Origin of the sequence: Tychonema sp. LEGE 06208 (genome assembly GCF_015207505.1) — a bacterium.
Taxonomy (GTDB): domain Bacteria; phylum Cyanobacteriota; class Cyanobacteriia; order Cyanobacteriales; family Microcoleaceae; genus Microcoleus.
This window is the reverse complement of the sequence record NZ_JADEWT010000018.1, coordinates 36,002-54,388: the sequence shown is the minus strand read 5'-3', so window position 1 is coordinate 54,388 and position 18,387 is coordinate 36,002. Positions and strand designations below refer to the sequence as shown.

Annotated in this window: 17 protein-coding genes; 7 read left to right on the top strand and 10 right to left on the bottom strand. The window is 45.2% G+C overall.

Features of this window, described 5'->3' with window-relative positions:
* Nucleotides 1–10: 10 nt before the first annotated feature.
* Nucleotides 11–523, bottom strand: a complete 513-nt coding sequence (locus IQ263_RS07380; protein WP_194066856.1) for a pentapeptide repeat-containing protein — start codon at nt 521–523, stop codon at nt 11–13.
* Nucleotides 524–561: 38 nt separating this feature from the next.
* Here IQ263_RS07380 and IQ263_RS07375 point away from each other — a divergent pair, with 38 nt between their 5' ends.
* The gene (locus tag IQ263_RS07375; protein ID WP_442921932.1) at nt 562–1,095 is read left to right on the top strand and encodes a YraN family protein; all 534 of its coding nucleotides are present in this window, start codon (nt 562–564) and stop codon (nt 1,093–1,095) included.
* Between the two features lie 332 nt (nt 1,096–1,427).
* Here the strand turns inward: IQ263_RS07375 and IQ263_RS07370 are convergent, their stop codons facing one another.
* On the bottom strand, nt 1,428–1,817 hold the full coding sequence (locus IQ263_RS07370) for a hypothetical protein (RefSeq protein ID WP_194012871.1): 390 nt from the start codon (nt 1,815–1,817) through the stop codon (nt 1,428–1,430).
* Between the two features lie 147 nt (nt 1,818–1,964).
* Between IQ263_RS07370 and queA the strand changes: the two genes are divergently transcribed.
* On the top strand, nt 1,965–3,095 hold the full coding sequence (queA, locus tag IQ263_RS07365) for a tRNA preQ1(34) S-adenosylmethionine ribosyltransferase-isomerase QueA (protein WP_194066854.1): 1,131 nt from the start codon (nt 1,965–1,967) through the stop codon (nt 3,093–3,095).
* A 154-nt stretch (nt 3,096–3,249) separates the two neighbouring features.
* Here queA and rpmF read toward each other — a convergent pair whose 3' ends face one another.
* Together rpmF and IQ263_RS07355 are read right to left on the bottom strand one after the other, a co-directional pair.
* Complete coding sequence (rpmF, locus tag IQ263_RS07360; RefSeq protein WP_194011875.1) at nt 3,250–3,423, bottom strand: 50S ribosomal protein L32; 174 nt, start codon at nt 3,421–3,423, stop codon at nt 3,250–3,252.
* A 263-nt stretch (nt 3,424–3,686) separates the two neighbouring features.
* Complete coding sequence (locus IQ263_RS07355; protein ID WP_194066853.1) at nt 3,687–4,163, bottom strand: TM2 domain-containing protein; 477 nt, start codon at nt 4,161–4,163, stop codon at nt 3,687–3,689.
* A gap of 398 nt (nt 4,164–4,561) precedes the next feature.
* Between IQ263_RS07355 and acsF the strand changes: the two genes are divergently transcribed.
* Both acsF and IQ263_RS07345 read left to right on the top strand, forming a co-directional pair.
* Nucleotides 4,562–5,635, top strand: coding sequence for a magnesium-protoporphyrin IX monomethyl ester (oxidative) cyclase (gene acsF, locus IQ263_RS07350; RefSeq protein ID WP_194066852.1), 1,074 nt, complete (start codon nt 4,562–4,564; stop codon nt 5,633–5,635).
* Nucleotides 5,636–5,969: 334 nt separating this feature from the next.
* Nucleotides 5,970–7,484, top strand: a complete 1,515-nt coding sequence (locus tag IQ263_RS07345) for a dolichyl-phosphate-mannose--protein mannosyltransferase (RefSeq protein ID WP_194066851.1) — start codon at nt 5,970–5,972, stop codon at nt 7,482–7,484.
* Between the two features lie 263 nt (nt 7,485–7,747).
* Here the strand turns inward: IQ263_RS07345 and trmB are convergent, their stop codons facing one another.
* The 3 genes from trmB to csaB form a co-directional block, all read right to left on the bottom strand.
* A complete protein-coding gene (gene trmB, locus IQ263_RS07340; protein WP_194066850.1) occupies nt 7,748–8,380 on the bottom strand; it encodes a tRNA (guanosine(46)-N7)-methyltransferase TrmB in 633 nt (210 codons plus the stop codon).
* A 122-nt stretch (nt 8,381–8,502) separates the two neighbouring features.
* Nucleotides 8,503–9,234, bottom strand: coding sequence for a Uma2 family endonuclease (locus IQ263_RS07335; protein ID WP_194066849.1), 732 nt, complete (start codon nt 9,232–9,234; stop codon nt 8,503–8,505).
* Nucleotides 9,235–9,247: 13 nt separating this feature from the next.
* Nucleotides 9,248–10,294 carry a polysaccharide pyruvyl transferase CsaB gene (csaB, locus tag IQ263_RS07330; RefSeq protein WP_194066848.1) on the bottom strand — a complete coding sequence of 349 codons (1,047 nt, stop codon included), beginning with the start codon at nt 10,292–10,294 and terminating at the stop codon, nt 9,248–9,250.
* 239 nt (nt 10,295–10,533) lie between these two features.
* On the opposite strand from csaB, the gene IQ263_RS07325 reads away from it, so the two are divergent.
* The 3 genes from IQ263_RS07325 to IQ263_RS07315 all read left to right on the top strand — a co-directional run bounded on the left by IQ263_RS07325 (nt 10,534) and on the right by IQ263_RS07315 (nt 15,420).
* Complete coding sequence (locus IQ263_RS07325; protein WP_194066847.1) at nt 10,534–10,848, top strand: DUF2499 domain-containing protein; 315 nt, start codon at nt 10,534–10,536, stop codon at nt 10,846–10,848.
* 16 nt (nt 10,849–10,864) lie between these two features.
* A complete protein-coding gene (locus IQ263_RS07320; protein WP_194066846.1) occupies nt 10,865–11,284 on the top strand; it encodes a lysozyme inhibitor LprI family protein in 420 nt (139 codons plus the stop codon).
* Nucleotides 11,285–11,517: 233 nt separating this feature from the next.
* Nucleotides 11,518–15,420 carry a DNA polymerase III subunit alpha gene (locus tag IQ263_RS07315; RefSeq protein ID WP_194066845.1) on the top strand — a complete coding sequence of 1,301 codons (3,903 nt, stop codon included), beginning with the start codon at nt 11,518–11,520 and terminating at the stop codon, nt 15,418–15,420.
* On the opposite strand, the gene IQ263_RS07310 is transcribed toward IQ263_RS07315, so the two are convergent.
* The 3 genes from IQ263_RS07310 to IQ263_RS07300 form a co-directional block, all read right to left on the bottom strand.
* Nucleotides 15,397–17,448 (bottom strand): WD40 repeat domain-containing serine/threonine-protein kinase, encoded by a 2,052-nt coding sequence (locus IQ263_RS07310; RefSeq protein ID WP_194066844.1) that lies wholly within the window; start codon nt 17,446–17,448, stop codon nt 15,397–15,399. The two genes, IQ263_RS07315 and IQ263_RS07310, sit on opposite strands and share 24 nt — an antisense overlap.
* A 151-nt stretch (nt 17,449–17,599) precedes the next feature.
* Entirely contained in the window at nt 17,600–17,770 is a 171-nt protein-coding gene (locus IQ263_RS07305; RefSeq protein WP_194066843.1) for a hypothetical protein, read from the bottom strand.
* A gap of 233 nt (nt 17,771–18,003) precedes the next feature.
* The gene (locus IQ263_RS07300) at nt 18,004–18,351 is read right to left on the bottom strand and encodes a DUF3593 domain-containing protein (RefSeq protein WP_194011872.1); all 348 of its coding nucleotides are present in this window, start codon (nt 18,349–18,351) and stop codon (nt 18,004–18,006) included.
* Nucleotides 18,352–18,387: the final 36 nt, after the last annotated feature.

Genomic DNA, 18,387 nt, shown 5'->3' with positions numbered 1-18,387 from the left:
CACAAACTTTTTAGTAATCGCAAAACAGAGTTTCGCGAGTATCTCTACCCGTTACTGAATTAGTACCTTTTGCAACTTCACAAAGTTTTTTGATCGTATCGTCTCGCAGCAGTGTCTCAGTAAAATCAGCACCGTCAATAATCGCTCCTTCCAGTCTGGTATTGTAAGCAAAAGCACCCTCAAGGATAGCATTTGTTAAATTTGCGTTCATCATGCGAGCCAAATCCAAAGTTGCACCGCTAAAATTAGCACCTTCTAAATTTGCATCTTCCAGATTGGCGGCAAAAAAGCTCACGCCGCGCAAATCTGCGTTGGTAAAATTGCTGTTGCGAAGATTGGCTTTATTAAAACTGTCGTTAGTCAAAACTTGTCCAGCAAAATCAGCGCCAATGAGGATTTCTTTGTCACGATCCAAGGCGAAAGCAGGTGCGGGCGCGATCGCGATCGCCCCAGCAGCAATTACTGCTAAAATAACAAAACTCAGCAAGAAAGTATAAATATGTTGGCGAATTGTAGAAGTCATACAAGTTAAAGCGAATGGGCAGCGATGACAGTTCACAATTGAATTCTAGCAGAAAGCGCGCGCCTGCTGACCCCAATTCTTCCCAATCCCCCAACTATCGGGATCTGGGCACATTGGGAGAAAACTTAGTCGCCGAGTGGCTGCTGCAGCAAGGTTGGGAAATTTTGCACCGACAGTATCACTGTCGTTGGGGAGAGATTGACATCATCGCCCTTGGAAGAGATGAAGCCAGCTATCAAAACCGAGGCATTCCCCATCACCAATTCCCAACATTAGCATTTGTCGAGGTCAAAACTCGCCGCCGGGGAAATTGGGATCTCGGTGGAATGCTGGCTGTTAGTGCTGCAAAACAAGCCAAACTTTGGCAAACCGCCGAAATATTTTTAAGCACTCGTCCAGATTTAGCAAATAATTCTTGTCGCTTTGATGTCGCCCTCGTCAGGTGCGAACCTTCAGGGCAAAATATTAAGCAAAAATTACCACTATTAACCGCAGCAAATTCTAAATCCGCCCTTACAGGAAACTACCGGCTCACCCTACAAGAATACATTCGAGCGGCTTTTAGTAACTAGAAATATCCTTAAAAATTACATTACAATTGAAAATTAGCTTGTTACCATGCTCTGCCTGGTAACACAGATTCAGAGGCTATGCCTCTTTTTACCTCACCACTTATAGGACTGTAGGATATGTTTAAGTTATTCAATTTTAGTCACTTAAAAATTACCACTGAAAATTAAAAATTCAGGGCTGTTGGTAATTTTAAATTATTAACTTATCTCTATTTTCACGCATCTCGATTTCGATCTTTGATGGACATGGAAACAGGGTTAAATCTTTTCCCCATCTCCCCATCTCCTCCCCCCGGCTGTCTCGTCACGGTTATATCGATCGGCACAGAAGTCTAGGCGAGAGTCTCCGGGCAATATCCCAGACCCTTGACAAATTGCTGGCGAAACGCTTCAATTTCTTTACGGTCGGGGCTGCCGTGACAAACCACCGCCACCTGGTAGCGGCGCATCACGCCTAGTGGCGACTGTCCTGTTTCCAAACTCCACAGTGCCATTTGCAACCGAATTTCTGGATCGTAAGGAATCCCGAGTTCGTTCATAAAAGCCCGAAAATCCCCGTGCATTTGGGGAGTTAGATATTGGCTCATTTTTACCTTCACCACCCAGCCGTCAATTTGGTGAATAACAGTGATAAATTGCAAGGGAAGATGACTAGCCGCGCGCAGGTAATCCACCACTCTCAGAGTGAGGCTAGTATTGGCGATGTAGTAGAGGTATTCCATAACTATCCTTCGAGCAAAGCTGATGCTACACCTCTATCCTCGCGGGCTTTACCCGCGACCACAAGGGGAAAAGCACCCGACTTTGGATGGGGGTTTTTACCCAATTTGTTACCCAGTTGACAGATCGATCGTACAGGAATTTACCCGATGACAGAGATTGACTGGTCTTTGGACGGCTACGACTACGAACTTCCGCCCGAGTACATTGCCCAAAATCCCGCAGTACCGAGGGATAGTTCTCGCTTGCTGGCTGTAGATTCTCCCAGCAGCCACCAACACCGGATTTTCCGGGATTTGCCCGACTTGTTGGAACCGGGAGACTTGCTGGTACTCAATAACACCCGCGTGTTGCCGGCGAGGCTCTACGGGCACAAACCCAACGGCCCGGCTGTGGAGATATTGTTGATGGAAGAACGGCAGCACAACTGCTGGCTGGCTTTGGTTAAACCGGGGAAACGCTTAAAGTTGGGAGCAAAAATTGAGTTCGATCCGCATTGTAATGACTCCGCAGCAGCAGGCCCTTGTTGTTGCCTTCCCCACGGGGATGACCTCGCGAGGCGATTGACTGCGACAGTTATAGAGAGGGACGAGGCAACCGGGGGACGGCTGTTGGAGTTTGACATCCCCACAGATGCGACTCTGGCGAAGTTTTTTGACGAATACGGCTACGTACCCCTGCCGCCCTACATCGACAACTCCCAAGCTGCGCCGGAACAGTATCAGACTGTGTATGCCGATCGGCCGGGGGCAGTGGCAGCCCCCACAGCCGGCTTGCACTTCACCGAAGAATTGTTTGGCCGCTTGCAGCAGCGGGGCATCGAAAAAACTTTTGTTACCCTCCACGTCGGGGTAGGGACATTTCGCCCGGTGGAGGTGGAAGACGTGACGACTCACCAAATGCACAACGAATGGGTGGAAGTATCCGCCGCTACTGTGGAGAAAATCCGCGAAACTAAAGCTAGAGGCGGGCGGATTTTTGCCGTAGGTACAACAGCAGTGCGAGCTTTAGAGGGAGCGGCCGCCGCGAGCGGCGATTTTTCGTTGCAGCCTTTTTGCGGCCCGACAAATCTGTTTATTTATCCGGGCTATAAGTGGCGGGTTGTAGACGGGATAATTACCAATTTTCATTTGCCGCGCTCTACTTTGATGATGATGGTAAGCGCGATGATTGGAAGGCCTCGGCTGTTGGATTTGTACCTAAGAGCGATCGAGCATCAGTACCGCTTTTATTCCTTTGGCGATGCCATGCTGATTTTACCGGCTGCAAAGAAGGATTAACTTATATCTGGCACCATTCTCAACTTTTCCTTGAGGGGCGGGCCATCCGCGGCTACCCCACAACCCAATTTATGTGTTGTGGGACAGCCATCGGGCCTGTTAACCGAGAATGGTGCAAAATATCAGAAATGCCAGTTGTTAATTTTTAGTCGCTTTACTCTTCCTCCTCTTCTTCATTGCCGGGATACACGAAGCTGTTGGAACGTCCAGTCAGAACCGATTTGCCTAGGGACAGAGCTTTCTGAGCTGCCACAGTAGCTTTGCGCTTCCATGTGGCCTTACGCATATTCTTTTTGGATTTGGAGGTTTTCTTCTTAGGGACTGCCATGACGCTAAATACTTTGAGATTGTATAGACAAACAAACATTCTAGCCGATTTTGCCTTGCTCGCTTGCTCGACTCTGTGAGAACAAATGTTTCATTAGTAGGGTGCGTCAGCCGCTAGCTTCTCCAATAACACGCCAAATCCCCCGGCTGGCGCACTCGCAGCAGCCAAATTCCCGTAGGGTGCGTCAGCCGTTAGCTTCTCCAACAACACGCCAAATCCCCCTGCTGACGCTCCCTACATTTAAATCTCCGCCTGTTTGCTGCTTAGAGTTCGTGAAAGTGGTAGAGCACGACACCAGTAACTGGGTCGTTCTCAATGCTGACATAACCAGTTTTGAGCATGGCGGTGAAAGCTTCTTCCACTTCGGCAAAAGTAGCGCCGGTTGCCATCACGCCTTGGGTAACAGATAATCGGCCGTTCTTGGTATAAGCTGCCTTCAGGAGTTTAATCCCTAACTGTTCGGGGGTTTGCTTGGTGTATGTCGAGGCGATCGCCCCGCTGGTGGAAGATAGCGGTATACCTTGGGGAGATACGCCGAGTTTGCCCCTGAGACTGGCATTGTGTTCGTCCACCATGTTCGGTAGCAGCAGCAAGTCAAACAATTGCCCGAACCCAAACAAGCCAAAGGTACACAGCCACAGCAAACCCGTGCCAATCTTGCCGTTGTAGAGACGGTGGAGTCCGAAGGGGCCGAAAAAACAAGCAGCCCATAACAGGTAACTAACACCTAAATTGCTCATTTTATGACCGTCCTGTCTGGTTATTCTAATAATTGGAGTCCCTTTATACATTTTGTACTTTCTATCTGGCGTTTGAACAGTTTGACACCAGCGGATATTTGTGCATTGTCCGAAGTTATGGGTTATTTACTACCAATTCCCCATGCTCCATGCCCCATGCTCCATGCCCCATGCTCCATGCCCATAAGTAATTGTGCGTAGCAATTCTTAACGCCAACAACATATTTTCGGGGTCGAGAACTTGGTACACTGGAGGGCGTGGAAATTACACCAGCTTTGAGTTGGATTCCACGCGGTTCGGGCTACCGGTGCTGGCCAAACTAACCGAGAGCGATCGACCTCACCCGCCCGACACCCGAAACAAGCAAGTTGTTATAAGCAAAAAATCCAATAAACATATGGTAGATTCTCTCAAAAAACCCGCTTTTGCTCAACAGCAAGAAGGGAAAACCCCAGCCAAAGAAACTATTCTCACGCCGAGATTTTACACAACAGACTTTGACGAGATGGCCAAAATGGACATCTCGGTAAATGAAGCCGAACTCGAAGCAATTATCAAAGAGTTCCGCGTTGACTACAACAAAACCCACTTCGTGCGGGATGCCGAGTTCGATCAATCTTGGGAACACATCGACGGCGAAAAGCGCAAGTTGTTCATTGAATTCCTCGAACGCTCTTGCACCGCTGAGTTTTCTGGCTTCTTGCTCTACAAAGAATTAGCACGCAAGCTCAAAGACAAAAATCCGGTACTCGCCGAAGGTTTCTTGCTGATGTCCCGCGATGAAGCGCGGCACGCCGGATTCTTGAATAAAGCGCTGTCGGACTTTGGTTTGTCCCTAGATTTGGGTTTCTTGACAAAGAGCCGCAGTTACACATTCTTTAAGCCGAAGTTTATTTTCTACGCCACTTACTTATCCGAAAAAATCGGTTATTGGCGCTACATCACGATTTACCAGCACTTGAAAGCGCATCCTGAAGACCAGATTTATCCAATTTTCCGATTCTTTGAAAATTGGTGCCAGGATGAAAACCGCCACGGAGATTTCTTCGATGCGGTGATGAGAGCTCAGCCTCAAATGCTGAACGATTGGCGCGCTAAGCTTTGGTGCCGTTTCTTCTTGCTGTCGGTATTCGCGACAATGTATCTCAATGATATCCAGCGCGCGGGTTTTTATCGATCGCTCGGACTCGATGCTCGCGAATACGACATTGAAGTGATCAAAAAAACCAACGAAACAGCAGGCCGCGTATTCCCCGTCATGCTAGACGTGAACAATCCTGAGTTTTACGAACGGTTGGATGTTTGTCTCCAAAACAATCAGCAGTTGACCGCAATTGTTGCTTCTGAAACTCCAAAATTCTTGCAATTCTTCCAAAAATTACCTCTGTATTTGTCGAACGGCTGGCAGTTGTTGAAACTGTATTTGATGAAGACGATCGAATCGCCTTCTGTTGAAGGTGCAGTGCGTTAGGTTTTGATTTTTCATCCTCTATTACGGCGGTTCTGCAGGAAGCGGAGCCGCTTTTTTTTGGTATGATGTGAAATTAGTTTAAATGGGCGATCGCATTTCAAATTCAACTCAGAAAATTGATGCAGCAGTTAATTGTGAGATGAAAAGTGAGTAATACGAGTACCGCAAGACGCACCTATTTTGAACTAGAAGATATTCAAAGGCAATGAAGAGAATGGCAGTAGAAACGTAAAAAAATATTTTTAGCAACTTGGTAATTTTTACGCTATTCTCAATTCTTAACTCAGTATTTTAAAATTAAGGTTCTCAAATCTACGATATTCCGGTGCACTTTATGAAACTCCACAAAAAACAATTCAACAGATCTACTTGGGTTTTTTACCTAGGAATGTTCGCCGTATTCCTCCTATCCTTAACTCTCCGATTTTGGCAATTAGAGCGATTTAACACTCTAGTATTTGACGAGGTTTATTACGCCAAATTTGCCAACGATTATCTCACCAGAACGCCTTTTTTCAACGCTCACCCGCCCCTAAGCCAGTATATAATTGCGATCGGAATTGCGATCGGCACTCACCTGCCCTTCGGAAAAACCGCCGTCAACGGCCTAACAGGCTCAATGCTTTCCCCTTGGGATTATCGCTGGCTAAATGCTCTCACAGGTTCCTTTATTCCCTTAGTTGTCGGAGCCCTCGCCTATCAGCTCCTTCGCCGCCGCACCTTTGCTTTTCTTGCGGCTTTATTTATCGCCTGCGACGGTTTATTTTTAGTTGAATCTCGCTACGCACTCAATAACATTTATCTAGTTTTATTCGGAATACTTGGTCAATTATTTCTGCTCAAAACCGTAGAAGCTGAAGGCAAAAAGCGCTTGCTTTGGCTAGTATTAGCTGGGATAGGATTCGGTGCATCTGCCGCTGTCAAATGGAACGGATTGTGGTTTTTGTTTGGGGCTTATCTCATTTTAATCTGCGCTTGGGCCGTGCGTTTAATTCAGGGAAACAGAGGAAATGAAGAACCAATCCGCGATATAAATTCTGCTCTGCTTCCGCCCGAAAGTCCAGTACAAAAATTGACAGAGCTAACTTTTGTGGAAGTATGCTGGAGTCTAGCTGTAATTCCTATTTTAGTTTACAGCATCTGCTGGATTCCTCACCTGCATCTGAATCCAACTCCCAATTTCTGGCAGATGCAAACGGAAATTTTGACTTATCACGAACGCATTAAAAGTGGCCCTAGCGTGCATCCTTACTGTTCCACTTGGTACAGTTGGCCTTTGATGCTCCGCCCCATAGTTTACTTCTACAAAACTGCTAGCAACAATGCACAACCAGATCCGGTTTTGCCACCTTTACCCAGCGGTGCAACTGAGACGATTTTTGACGTTCACGCGATGGGAAATCCTTTCCTTTGGTGGTTTTCCACTTTAGCTTTAATATTAGTAGCAGGAGTTTTAATTCACCGGATTGTGGTGTGGTTTCAAACGCGCCAAGTGGCTTCTGTTGACAGCCTCGAACAGCAGCAGCCGATTTTGTTTCCGCCGACGGCCCAAATGTGGATGGTGTTATATTTGATAGTTAATTGGGCTGCTAATTTGCTGCCTTGGATGAAGGTGAGTCGCTGCGTATTTTTGTATCATTATATGGGCTGTTCTGTGTTTGGAGCCTTAACACTTGCTTGGTGGGTTGACAGGTGGCTGCACAGCCCTCAAACTCGACTCCGAGGGATGGGGGTAACAATTATTTTTCTGGTTTTGGCTGCTTTTATTTTCTGGATGCCTATCTATTTGGGACTACCTTTGTCGCAGTGGGAATGGAATCTTCGGATGTGGCTTCGTTCTTGGGTTTAAGTTAGAAATAATTCCTTTATAAACGGGCCGAATATCCCGTTCCACCAGAAAATTAAGTTGTGTGGAACAGGCCGGAAAGCCTGTTCCTAACAAAGGTCTAAGATGTAAGTTATAACATTTATAACGGTTCTCAAGCTTGGTGAGGTATGCGGCCTTTTTGCACTCCTGCCTATGCCCGGTTTGGCCTATGCCCTATCACCAGGAGAGCACCTCATGTTACTGAGAAAGTCTATATAACAAAGGTGAGTTTGCAAAAGCGAGCATTATTTTTGATACAGTGCTCGATAAACTGGTTCGCCTCGTTTTTGAGTAGCAATTTCTCTTTCCGTAGCAACGGGTAGGGGATTTTCTGCTAGCCATTCCCCGCTATTTTGACGCTGAAAACTGGGATGAGATGAAAAGCGATCGCACATTTCGACTTCTACTTCCTCAATATCCGATTGAATAAACACTTCACCGCCAACAGCCAGATAAGTAGCCAACTCGCTGACTAATTCCTGCTGTACTACCCGCCGTTTGTGGTGCTTTTTCTTGAACCACGGATCGGGAAATTGAATGCTGACTCGCTGCAAAATACCAGCGGACAAAGTTTCTAAAATTGGCTTCAGGGAACTATTCGCATTGCAAAATAAATAGTGCAAATTTGTCAAGCCTTTTTCATCGCGCCACAGATTCGCCTCATCTACCAGAGGTTCCCGAATTTCTAATCCGAGAAAATTCCAATCTGTTTGGATTTGCGCCATATGCCACAAAAACCTTCCTCTACCGCAGCCGATATCTAGATGCAGCGGTAAATTTAAGTCGGCATAGATTTTAGTCCAATCTGGGGGACTTGCGGATGCTTGATATCTAATTGATAGGGGATTGACGTGTTCCCGAACTCTAACTCTTGCCAATTTTGCTGTCTCCTGAATGTGATTTTTAATTGCCGATCGAGGCAGATTAACGCGGATTAACGCAGATGAATTTAGAAATAAAAAATCCTAACACTACGATTTTTTATTTCTAAATTATTGTATTATGATTCTGGTTCTATTCCTGCTGCTCTTAATTGCGCGGCTAGTCGATCGGCCCGCTGTTGAACATTTGCTTTTTCCTGCCTTTCTCTTTCTACCATTTCTGCTCCCCACAATAACATCTGTCCGCTTTCATCCCACCACCGCAACCAATATCCGGTTCTTTCGGCTTTTGTTCCTTGCCAAACACCTAGAAATAACCCAACTCCGGCAATCCAATAATGATTGTTTAGATCGGGTTGCTGTACTTGATACTTTCCTGATGAATCCAACTGGTAGATTTCTAGCAATCCAGTAGCAGGTTCAAAAATTGCATAGATTGGTACTCGCAATACTTGTTCGTAAAAATACCATTTGCCGGGGGGATAAGTTGGTTTGCTAGAGTATTCGTCCCAGGGAGTAGCTGACAAAAACTCCATCACGATCGCCGGAATGTCTCCTTCTAAGTTGGGAGTGTAACTGCGGCGAATTTCTTTACTCTCAAGCGTTTGTACGTTGCGGGCATAAAACCAATCTGGAGCTTTGATAACTAGCTTGCTATCTACTGTCGCACAAATTCCCATGTTGGGGGCAACTAATATTCCTGTTACAATTAGCCCTGGGATTTCTAAGATTTCGCGCAAGGCCGCAGCGAGCAAGGGTTGGTCGATATTTTCCACAGGTTCCTCGTCTAAAATGAAGTCTTCTGGCAATTTTTCCCAGGTAATTTTTAAGTCGGCTGTACTGGCTGTCACGGTATTTTACCTCTTACTGAGACTGCTGGAGTGCGGTTTGCAATACTTGCTGGTGAAAGAGCGATCGCCCTACAATAAATTTTATCCTTTCTGGCGATAGTGCGTCGCCGTTGGCGTAGTGTTCGATCCAGGTTTTGCTGATTAAATAGGGATCTTCGGGCAATTCTGATAATACATATCCCGGCATTTCTAACTCATCCATCAATTGAGTTACTTTGGGATCGTAGCTGAGGGCAAAACAGCGGCATTCTTCCGATGCTGCCATAATTAAACTGTGGTAGCGCATCCCGATCGCCATTTCGACTCCCCGGAATAGTCCTTTCAATTTTCTCGGATCGTCTAAACTAAGTATCTCACTTCGTTTCGGCAGAGCTTCGTGCAAATGCTTGGCAATTTCTAAGTCGCGAGATGCTTGAAAAGGTAGCAGTAAAATTAAGGTTCTGGTTGCTTTTTGAAAGTCAACTAAAGCTTGAGTTAGAATTGACAATCTGGCGGGAGTTAATGTAGGATGGGAGCGCAAACAAACTGCAACTCTGGGCGCTGGTAAATTCCATAAACCGGAGACGGGGGAATTTTCTAAAGCCCACACGGGATCGGGCGCTAAAGTGAACGGAATTTGCCAATCTGCAAGTAAGGTAGCTGAGCCTTTATCCCGCACGCTGACGGCGGTGCATCCAGCAAAACACCGCTGAGATAATTTGCGGGTAATCTCTCGATTTAAAGGCCCAATTCCCTGGGCCCAAGCAACTGTTTTTAAGCCCATTTGTTGCGCTATTCCCATCAAACCCCCATAATAGAAAGGGCTGACAATGCTGGTAGCGTCTTGGATCAAACTGCCGCCTCCCCAGATTAGCGCGTCGGAGGTGCGGAGTGCTTCGAGAACTTGAAACGCATTCATACGATCGCGCGCAGCTACCCCGTACCGCTGATTTGTCTCGACAGGATTGCCAGACAGGACGATCGGCGTCACCCCATCTGGTAACATTTGCAGTAGCGATGCCAACAGCGCCTCGTCGCCACCGTTGCCTTTACCGTAATAGCCGCACAAAATTGCTCGCATTTCTACTCTTGGTTTATAATGGGGAATCTAAGTATTACAATATCTAATTGTTGCGGTCGATCCGTAAAATATTTTAACAGTTAACAGTTAACAGTCAACAGTTAACAGTCAGCAGTCAACAGTCAACAGTCAACAGTCAACAGTTAACAGTCAACAGTCAGCAGTCAACAGTTAACAGTCTTAAACAAATAAATACATATTTTATCTTCCCCGTTCTCTGTTATTTTAGAATACAAAAAATGCACGTTTTGTCAATTCCCACCTGGATTATTCACATCTCTAGCGTCGTCGAGTGGATTGCGGCCATCTGGTTAATTTGGACTTACGGCGAAGTCACTCAAAACCGAGCTTGGTGGGCCCTTTCCGCCGGAATGCTGCCCGCCCTAGTCAGCGCCATGTGTGCTTGCACTTGGCACTATTTTGACAACTCCCCAGCCCTAGAATGGATCGTTACCCTGCAAGCGGCGATGACTCTCATCGGCAATTTTACTCTGTGGGCGGCGGCTTGGTGGATTTGGCGATCGGCTCAACCAGTAGAGAAAATTCAAGATTAAAAGAGGTGTCAAGTCAATGAAAAATAGCACTTTTTGGGCAACATTTACAACAATTTCCCTCGTATTAGCAGGCGGATTATTGCAGGAGAGCAAAGCCAGCAATAATTTCCAGGAAGTCGCCCAACAGCCTAACTGTAAAAGTCCTCAAACCACGCTAGACATGAATATGTGTTCTAGTCAAGAGTTCAAAGCAGCAGACACCAAGCTCAATCAATTATATCAGCAACTTCGGGCTAAACTCAACAGCAAACAGCAGCAAAGATTGACGGTTGCACAGCGTAGTTGGCTCAAGTTTCGCGATGAAACTTGCAGCTATGAAGCCGGACACTTTGAAGGCGGTACTTTGGCGGCTCCTGTATACATTTCTTGCAGAGCAAAAGTTACACAGCAGCGCGTTAAAGATTTAGAAGATTATTTGAAACAAGCAAATTTGTAAGCAAATCTACAGAATTAGCTATTAAATTACCGACTTCTTCTGTGAGATGTTGCACCTGTGGTAAAAATCGGTTTTTTGACATAAAATATAGCATTCAAACCTATATATTTCGTTCAAAAAACCAGTTTTTGTACGTTGCCGATGCTGTAAAATAAAAAATCAATTTATCTTTCTCAACGGCAATAGTGTACAATCGAAAGTCTAAAAACTAAAAGCTAAAATCTCAAATCGCCATGTCCTTCGTTGGTTTGCACATTCACAGCGATTACAGCCTCCTAGATGGCGCTTCTCAGCTACAGCAGCTCGCCGAACGGGCGGTGGAATTGGGGATGCCCGCGATCGCCCTTACGGACCACGGAGTGATGTACGGCGCGATCGAACTCATCAAAGTTTGCCGAAATAAAAACATCAAGCCCATAATTGGCAACGAAATGTACGTCGTCAACGGCGACATCGAAGTCAAAGTTAGAGGTAGAAGAAAATACCATCAAGTTGTCTTAGCCAAAAATACCCAAGGCTATAAAAACCTCGTCAAACTCACCACAATTTCTCACTTACAGGGAATGCCAGAACGAGGTATTTTTGCCCGCCCCTGCATCAACAAAGACCTGCTCAAACAATACTCCGAAGGTTTAATTGTCACCAGTGCTTGTTTGGGTGGCGAAGTTCCCCAAATGATTCTCCAAAACAAGCTAGATACAGCGCGCGAAGTTGCCAAATGGTATAAAGAAGTATTTGGGGATGACTACTATATAGAAATTCAAGACCACGGTTCCCAAGAAGACCGGATGGTGAATGTGGAAATCGTCAAAATTGCCCGCGAATTCAATATAAAAATAATCGCCACTAACGATTCTCACTATATTTCTTGCAACGACGTAGAAGCCCACGATGCTTTGCTGTGCATCAACACCAACAAACTGATTGAAGAAGACAAGCGGATGCGCTACAGCGGTACTGAATATCTTAAGTCCGCTGACGAAATGGCGCAACTATTTCGAGACCATTTGGACGACGAAACCATCAAAGAGGCGATCGAAACTACCCTAGAAGTAGCAAACAAAGTATCAAGATACGAGCTAACAGGAGAAGCTCGGATTCCCACAATTCCAATTCCCCCAGAACATACCGCCGATACCTATGTAGAAGAAATATCTTGGCTGGGACTATTAGAACGCCTCAAAAGCCGCACCCGAAACGAAATCCCCCCAGTCTACAAACAAAGACTAGAATATGAGCTAAAAATGATTCAGCAGATGGGTTTTTCTGAATATTTTTTAGTAGTTTGGGACTACATGAAATATGCTAGAGACAACAATATTCCCGTCGGGCCAGGACGTGGTTCTGCGGCCGGTTCTTTAGTTGCTTACGTCCTCAACATTACCAACATAGACCCCGTACACCACGGATTGTTGTTCGAGAGATTTCTCAATCCCGAACGTAAATCTATGCCAGATATCGATAGCGATTTTTGCATAGAAAGACGCGACGATATGATTAAATATGTTACGGAAAAATATGGTACAGACCGCGTAGCACAAATTATTACTTTCAACAGAATGACATCAAAAGCTGTCTTGAAAGATGTTGCTAGAGTGCTAGGAATTCCCTACAAAAAAGCCGACGAAATGGCAAAAATGATTCCCGTGTCGCGGGGGAAACCGGAAAAACTCAAAGTGATGATTTCCGAGGGAACACCGGCACAGGATTTTAAAGACAACTACGAAAATACAATTTGCATAAATGCAGAAACTGGCACCGAAGTTCCAGTGCGTCAGTGGATTGACATGGCAATTCGCATTGAAGGAACTAACAAAACCTATGGCGTTCACGCGGCCGGTGTGGTCATTTCTTCCCAACCCCTTGATGAAATTGTACCGTTGCAAAAGAATGACAATGGTGCTGTGATTACCCAATATTTCATGGAAGACTTGGAATTTTTGGGGTTGCTGAAGATGGATTTTCTGGGACTTAAAAATTTAACAACTCTCCAAAAAACAGTCGAGTATGTTAAGCAAACGCAAGATATAACTATCGATGCCGAAGCCTTACCTTCTGATATAGAACGCAGAGCTCAAGAGACATTTACTAGGAATAACAAGTTACCCGGTGATGTAGCAAAAACTTATCAACTATTAGAAAAAGGAGATTTGGAAGGTATTTTTCAGCTAGAATCTTCTGGGATGCTGGATGTAGTAAAAAAAATTAAACCTTCCTGTCTGGATGATATTTCTTCTATTCTGGCGCTTTATCGTCCCGGCCCGCTGGATGCTGGTTTGATTCCACAATTTATCGATCGCAAACACGGTAGAGAGGTGGTTAAATATGACCATCCGTTGTTAGAACCAATTTTAAAAGAAACCTATGGAACGCTTTGTTTCCAAGAGCAAATTATGCGGATGGCTCAAGATTTGGCGGGCTATTCTTTAGGTCAAGCTGACTTGCTGCGCCGCGCAATGGGCAAGAAGAAGGCTGATGAAATGCAGAAGCAAAAGGAAACATTTATTGATGGGGCAACTAAGAATGGTGTCACTCAAAGAGTTGCCGAAGAGTTGTTCGGACAAATGCTACAATTCGCAGAATATTGCTTTAATAAATCCCATTCAATGGCCTATGCCTATATCACTTACCAAACTGCTTATTTAAAGGCAAATTTTCCTGTAGAATACATGGCTGCACTGCTGACTGCTAATAGCGGCGATCAGGAGAAGGTACAGAGATATATTGCTAATTGTCTCAAGCTGAAGATTGACGTTGAGCCACCTGATATTAATAGCTCTGAACTTATTTTTACGCCGCTTCCTATAGAGATGACAAAGGCCGAAAGACATAAAATTTTGTTTGGAATTTCGGCGGTTAAAAATGTGGGTGAGGGGGCTATTGAAAATATTTTGGAGGCGCGCCAAGAAGGGGGTAAGTTTAAGTCGCTGCCGGATTTGTGCGATCGCGTAAATCTACATTCTGTCAACCGCCGCGCCCTAGAAGCCTTAATTCAGTGTGGTGCTTTTGACAAAATCGATCCCAACCGCCAGCAATTGGTAAACGACCTCGAAGGGGTGATGAAATGGGCTCAAGACCGCAAGAAAGACCGGGAAAGTGGTCAAGGTAATCTGTTTGACTTGTTAGGTGGGAATAGCTTTGGGAACTCGGCGAATAAATTTGAGTCTGCACCAAAATCAAAGACTGTCAAAGATTTTGATACACAGGAAAAATTGCGTTTAGAAAAAGAATTGCTGGGTTTTTATGTATCAGAACATCCCCTCAAGTTTCTGCTTGAATCTAATCAAGATCCAGATGTTGTGACTCTGGCAGAGTTGGCGGAGAAAAAAGGGAAAGTTTCGGTTATTGTAACGATCAACGCTATCAAACTTGTAGTGACAAAAAAGGGCGATGCGATGGCAATTTTGCAATTAGAAGATTTGACTAATCAAATCAAAGCTGTTGTATTTCCCAAGGCTTACGAACAAGTGAAACCTTACATTGTAGATAATGCGATTTTGCTAATTGGTGGAAAAATAGAGAAAGATGGCGAAGAAATTCAGATAATTGTAGACACTGCAAAGCCTGTAGAAAATTCACAAGTTGCAGAGGAGATCGAGGTAGCCCAACCGGAAATACAAAATTCTTGGGCGAGGGAATCGGAAACACAAAGTTCTTGGGCGGCGCAACCGGAAAGACAAAATTATTTGGCGACGGAACCGGTTAACTTTGCCCGATCGACAAAACCTGTGGAAGTTATAGAAATGGTGATTGTCAAGTTTACACCGCAGCAAGTACAAGATGCAGAAAAACTCAATTATCTCAAAGCTCTTTTGGAAGAACTTTCCTATCGCCGAGAGGATGCTAGGGCTTCTGTGGGCGGAATTGTTGTGGGTAAATATTGCTGTCAGCCGCTTCGGATTAACCCTAAGTTATGGGTACAAGATGGCGGTGGTGCTGTTAGCCGCCTCAAGTCTGCGGGATTTGATGCTTGGGTTTTTCCTCTCGACAATCGCGGGGATGCTGCGGTGTTTCGAGAAGTGCGATCGCAAGTTAACATACATTCTTGGGCCAGTCGTTTACTTGACGCGGATGCCGATCGCATTTCTCAGTATCTCAACTATCTCGCCCAACTAAACAAACGCCCGCCAAACTAACACCTCGTAGCCATCCCCACCGGTGACTAAAGTTTGACCGTCAGGACTAAAAGCCACCGGATTACACCCAACCAGACTGCACAAACATACCCCTGTTTGCAAGTTCCACAGTTTAACCGTACCATCTCGGCTGCCGCTAGCCACAATAGAGCGATCGGGACTAATCGCCACCGAAATAATTGCGTCAGAATGCCCGTTCAAAGTATTAATTAATTCCCCTGTATCGACATTCCACAATTTTAGCGTAGCGTCCGCACTACCGCTGACAATCGTCTTGCCATCTTGACTAAAGGCGATCGCATAAACCCAATCCGAATGACCCACAAAAGTCCGTACACTCTCCGCAATACCTACACGCCAAATCTTAATAGTTTTGTCCGCACTACCGCTCGCCAGAATCATACTTTGAGGGCGGAAACTCACAGATAAAACCTTGTCAGAATGTCCCGAAAGTTTTTGCACCAAGGCTCCGTTGTGCTGGTTCCACAGTTTAATACTCTTGTCGCCGCTAGCACTCGCAATTGCGCCTCCATCACAGCTAAAAGCCACCGAATACACCGAGCCGTACCGGTGACTGTAGGGCGAACCGTAATCGCTGTAAAACTCGCGAATCATCGCCTTTTTATCCAGCTTCCACTCAATAACTTTTCTGTCAAAACTGCCACTAACCAGCATTCTTCCGTCCGGGCTGATAGCCACAGCATCAACCGTTGCAGAATGGCCGAAAAAAGTATGAATTAATTCACCTGTGTGCAGGTTCCACAGCTTAATTGTTTTATCGTCGCTGGCGCTAGCAATAATATTGCCTTGAGGATTAATTACAACAGCATTAACCGAGCCTGAATGACCGCGAAGAATGCAGGCGCAGCGCCAGTTACGAGACAATAATTTCTGGTTGCTAGGGGAAGCAGTTGCAACGTGAATCTTGTGGATCGGCGCGACAGAGACAGCGGTCGATCTATTTTGCTGCAAGTTAGTTACTGCCGAATTGATAGCTATTTTGGGTCGATAATTATAAGCGATTTGAGAGCGGGGATATTGCCCAAAATGTACTAGGTCTTGCAGCACTTCAGCAGCGGATTGATATCGCTCTCTTACTGAATCTTTGAGCAATTTGTTTAAAATACTTGTTAATTTTTTGCTGACTTTGATGCCTTTTTGCGCTAAGTGCGATCGCCAAATCCATTTGCATTCCAAAGCATCAAACAAATCATTCAGCACCGCCCCAGTCAGCAGGTGAATGCACGTAACGCCCAAACTGTAAAGGTCGCTCGCCGGATAAGCCTTGCCGCTGCGAATTTGTTCGATCGGCGCATAGCCAGCAGTTCCAGTTATCGTACCAGTTTTCGCCTCAGAAATGACGCTAATCTGCTTAGCCACCCCAAAATCTACCAGCACAAACTGACCACCCCTCGCCGCACCCTGTACAGCAGCAGATTCAGGCATAATTATCCCTTTTTTTCCTTTCGCTGCAGTCGAGTTGCAATATCGGGCAGCCCTGAGATTTTGGGGATTTCTCCGCAGAATATTTTCCGGCTTAATATCCCGATGAATCACCTGCTGCTCGTGAACAAACTGCAAAACAGGCAACAAATTAATCAACAATTCCCAAATCTGTTCCTCACTAAAAGCTCCCCGCTGCTGCAACTCCTGAAATAAATTATTTCCCTCAATTAACTCTTCCACAAGATACAGATGTGTTCCTTGTTCAAGAGAAGCCAACAAACTTGGAATTTGTGGGTGTTCTCCGAGTTCGTACAGCCGCTGAGCTTCTTGTTTAAACAGTGCAGTTGCCTTTTCTAACTCTGCCTTTTCTTGAACCTGCGGAAAAAATTGTTTGATGGCGCAGCGAGTTTTTAACCTATCTTCATCGACAGCTAAAAAAGTTCTGCCAAATGTTCCTTCACCGATAGGTTGAAGGGCGCGGTAACGCTCTTTCAGCAGCAATTTTGAGCCGCACGCCAGACAAAACTTACTTGAGTCAGGATTTTGCGGCTTCTGGCAATGGGGATTGAGGCAATAGCTCATCTTTTTTCCTGCCTGGAGAGTCCCACCACGGCTAAACTTAGCAAATATGGTAGTCTGTTTCAACTCATGGCGCGAGATTAAAGTCAATCGGACCTGACTAATCGGGTTGATCGACCCAAAATCTAGCTCGCATCTCAGGTTGAGTCAGTGACTAGAAGTGCTTGAGGTGAGTTTTTATATATTCTAATACTTTCCTAAAATTTTGCAGGGCAAACCGATCGCCAACACAAACATCTGTGTTTTGCATTTGAGCGAGCACCTCAATAGCTCGCGTATTGTACAACTCGCTCTGAGAGACAGCACTATATATAGCCTTTTTCACTCTCGATGAGGTACAGGTTCAGATTTTAGATTCTTCGACTTCGCAAGCGAACAAGTTTTAGATTTTAGATTTTAGATTGAGGAATTGAGGAATTGAGAGAGTGATAAGTGCTATAGAAGTTTCCCCAAAGAATGCAGCGGCAGAATAACTTCCTAACCCTTAATTCATCAGCCCTTCGCAATTCTTCAATCTCAAAATTGTACCATCGCGAAGTCGAAGGATCTAAAATGGTATTAACCGCAACTATTTTCTCCCTCTACAATAGACTCTTGCTTTTCGCTCTCATTCTGTGAAGATGCTTTTGCTTTAATCACCGCTTCCCGAAAGCCTAAAACCAGTAAAATATTGGCAAGTGTCAAGAATAATTCCGCAGAACCGTGCAGCCAATCGACATTTGCTAGTGACTCGTTGTAGGCAACTTTTGCATAAATTGCGGCGGGAATAGTCACAGCCACAAAAACCAGAGTCCCGTAAAACCCTATCAAAGCTAAGCGAGGTGTTTTTCCCGAGCGAGTCAAAAACCAGAGAAATCCCAAGTAGGGAAATAGAGACAGTACAAATAAAGTTTCTTTGGAAATCATTAGTAATTGTTCGTTCAGTTGAATATTGATAGTTTA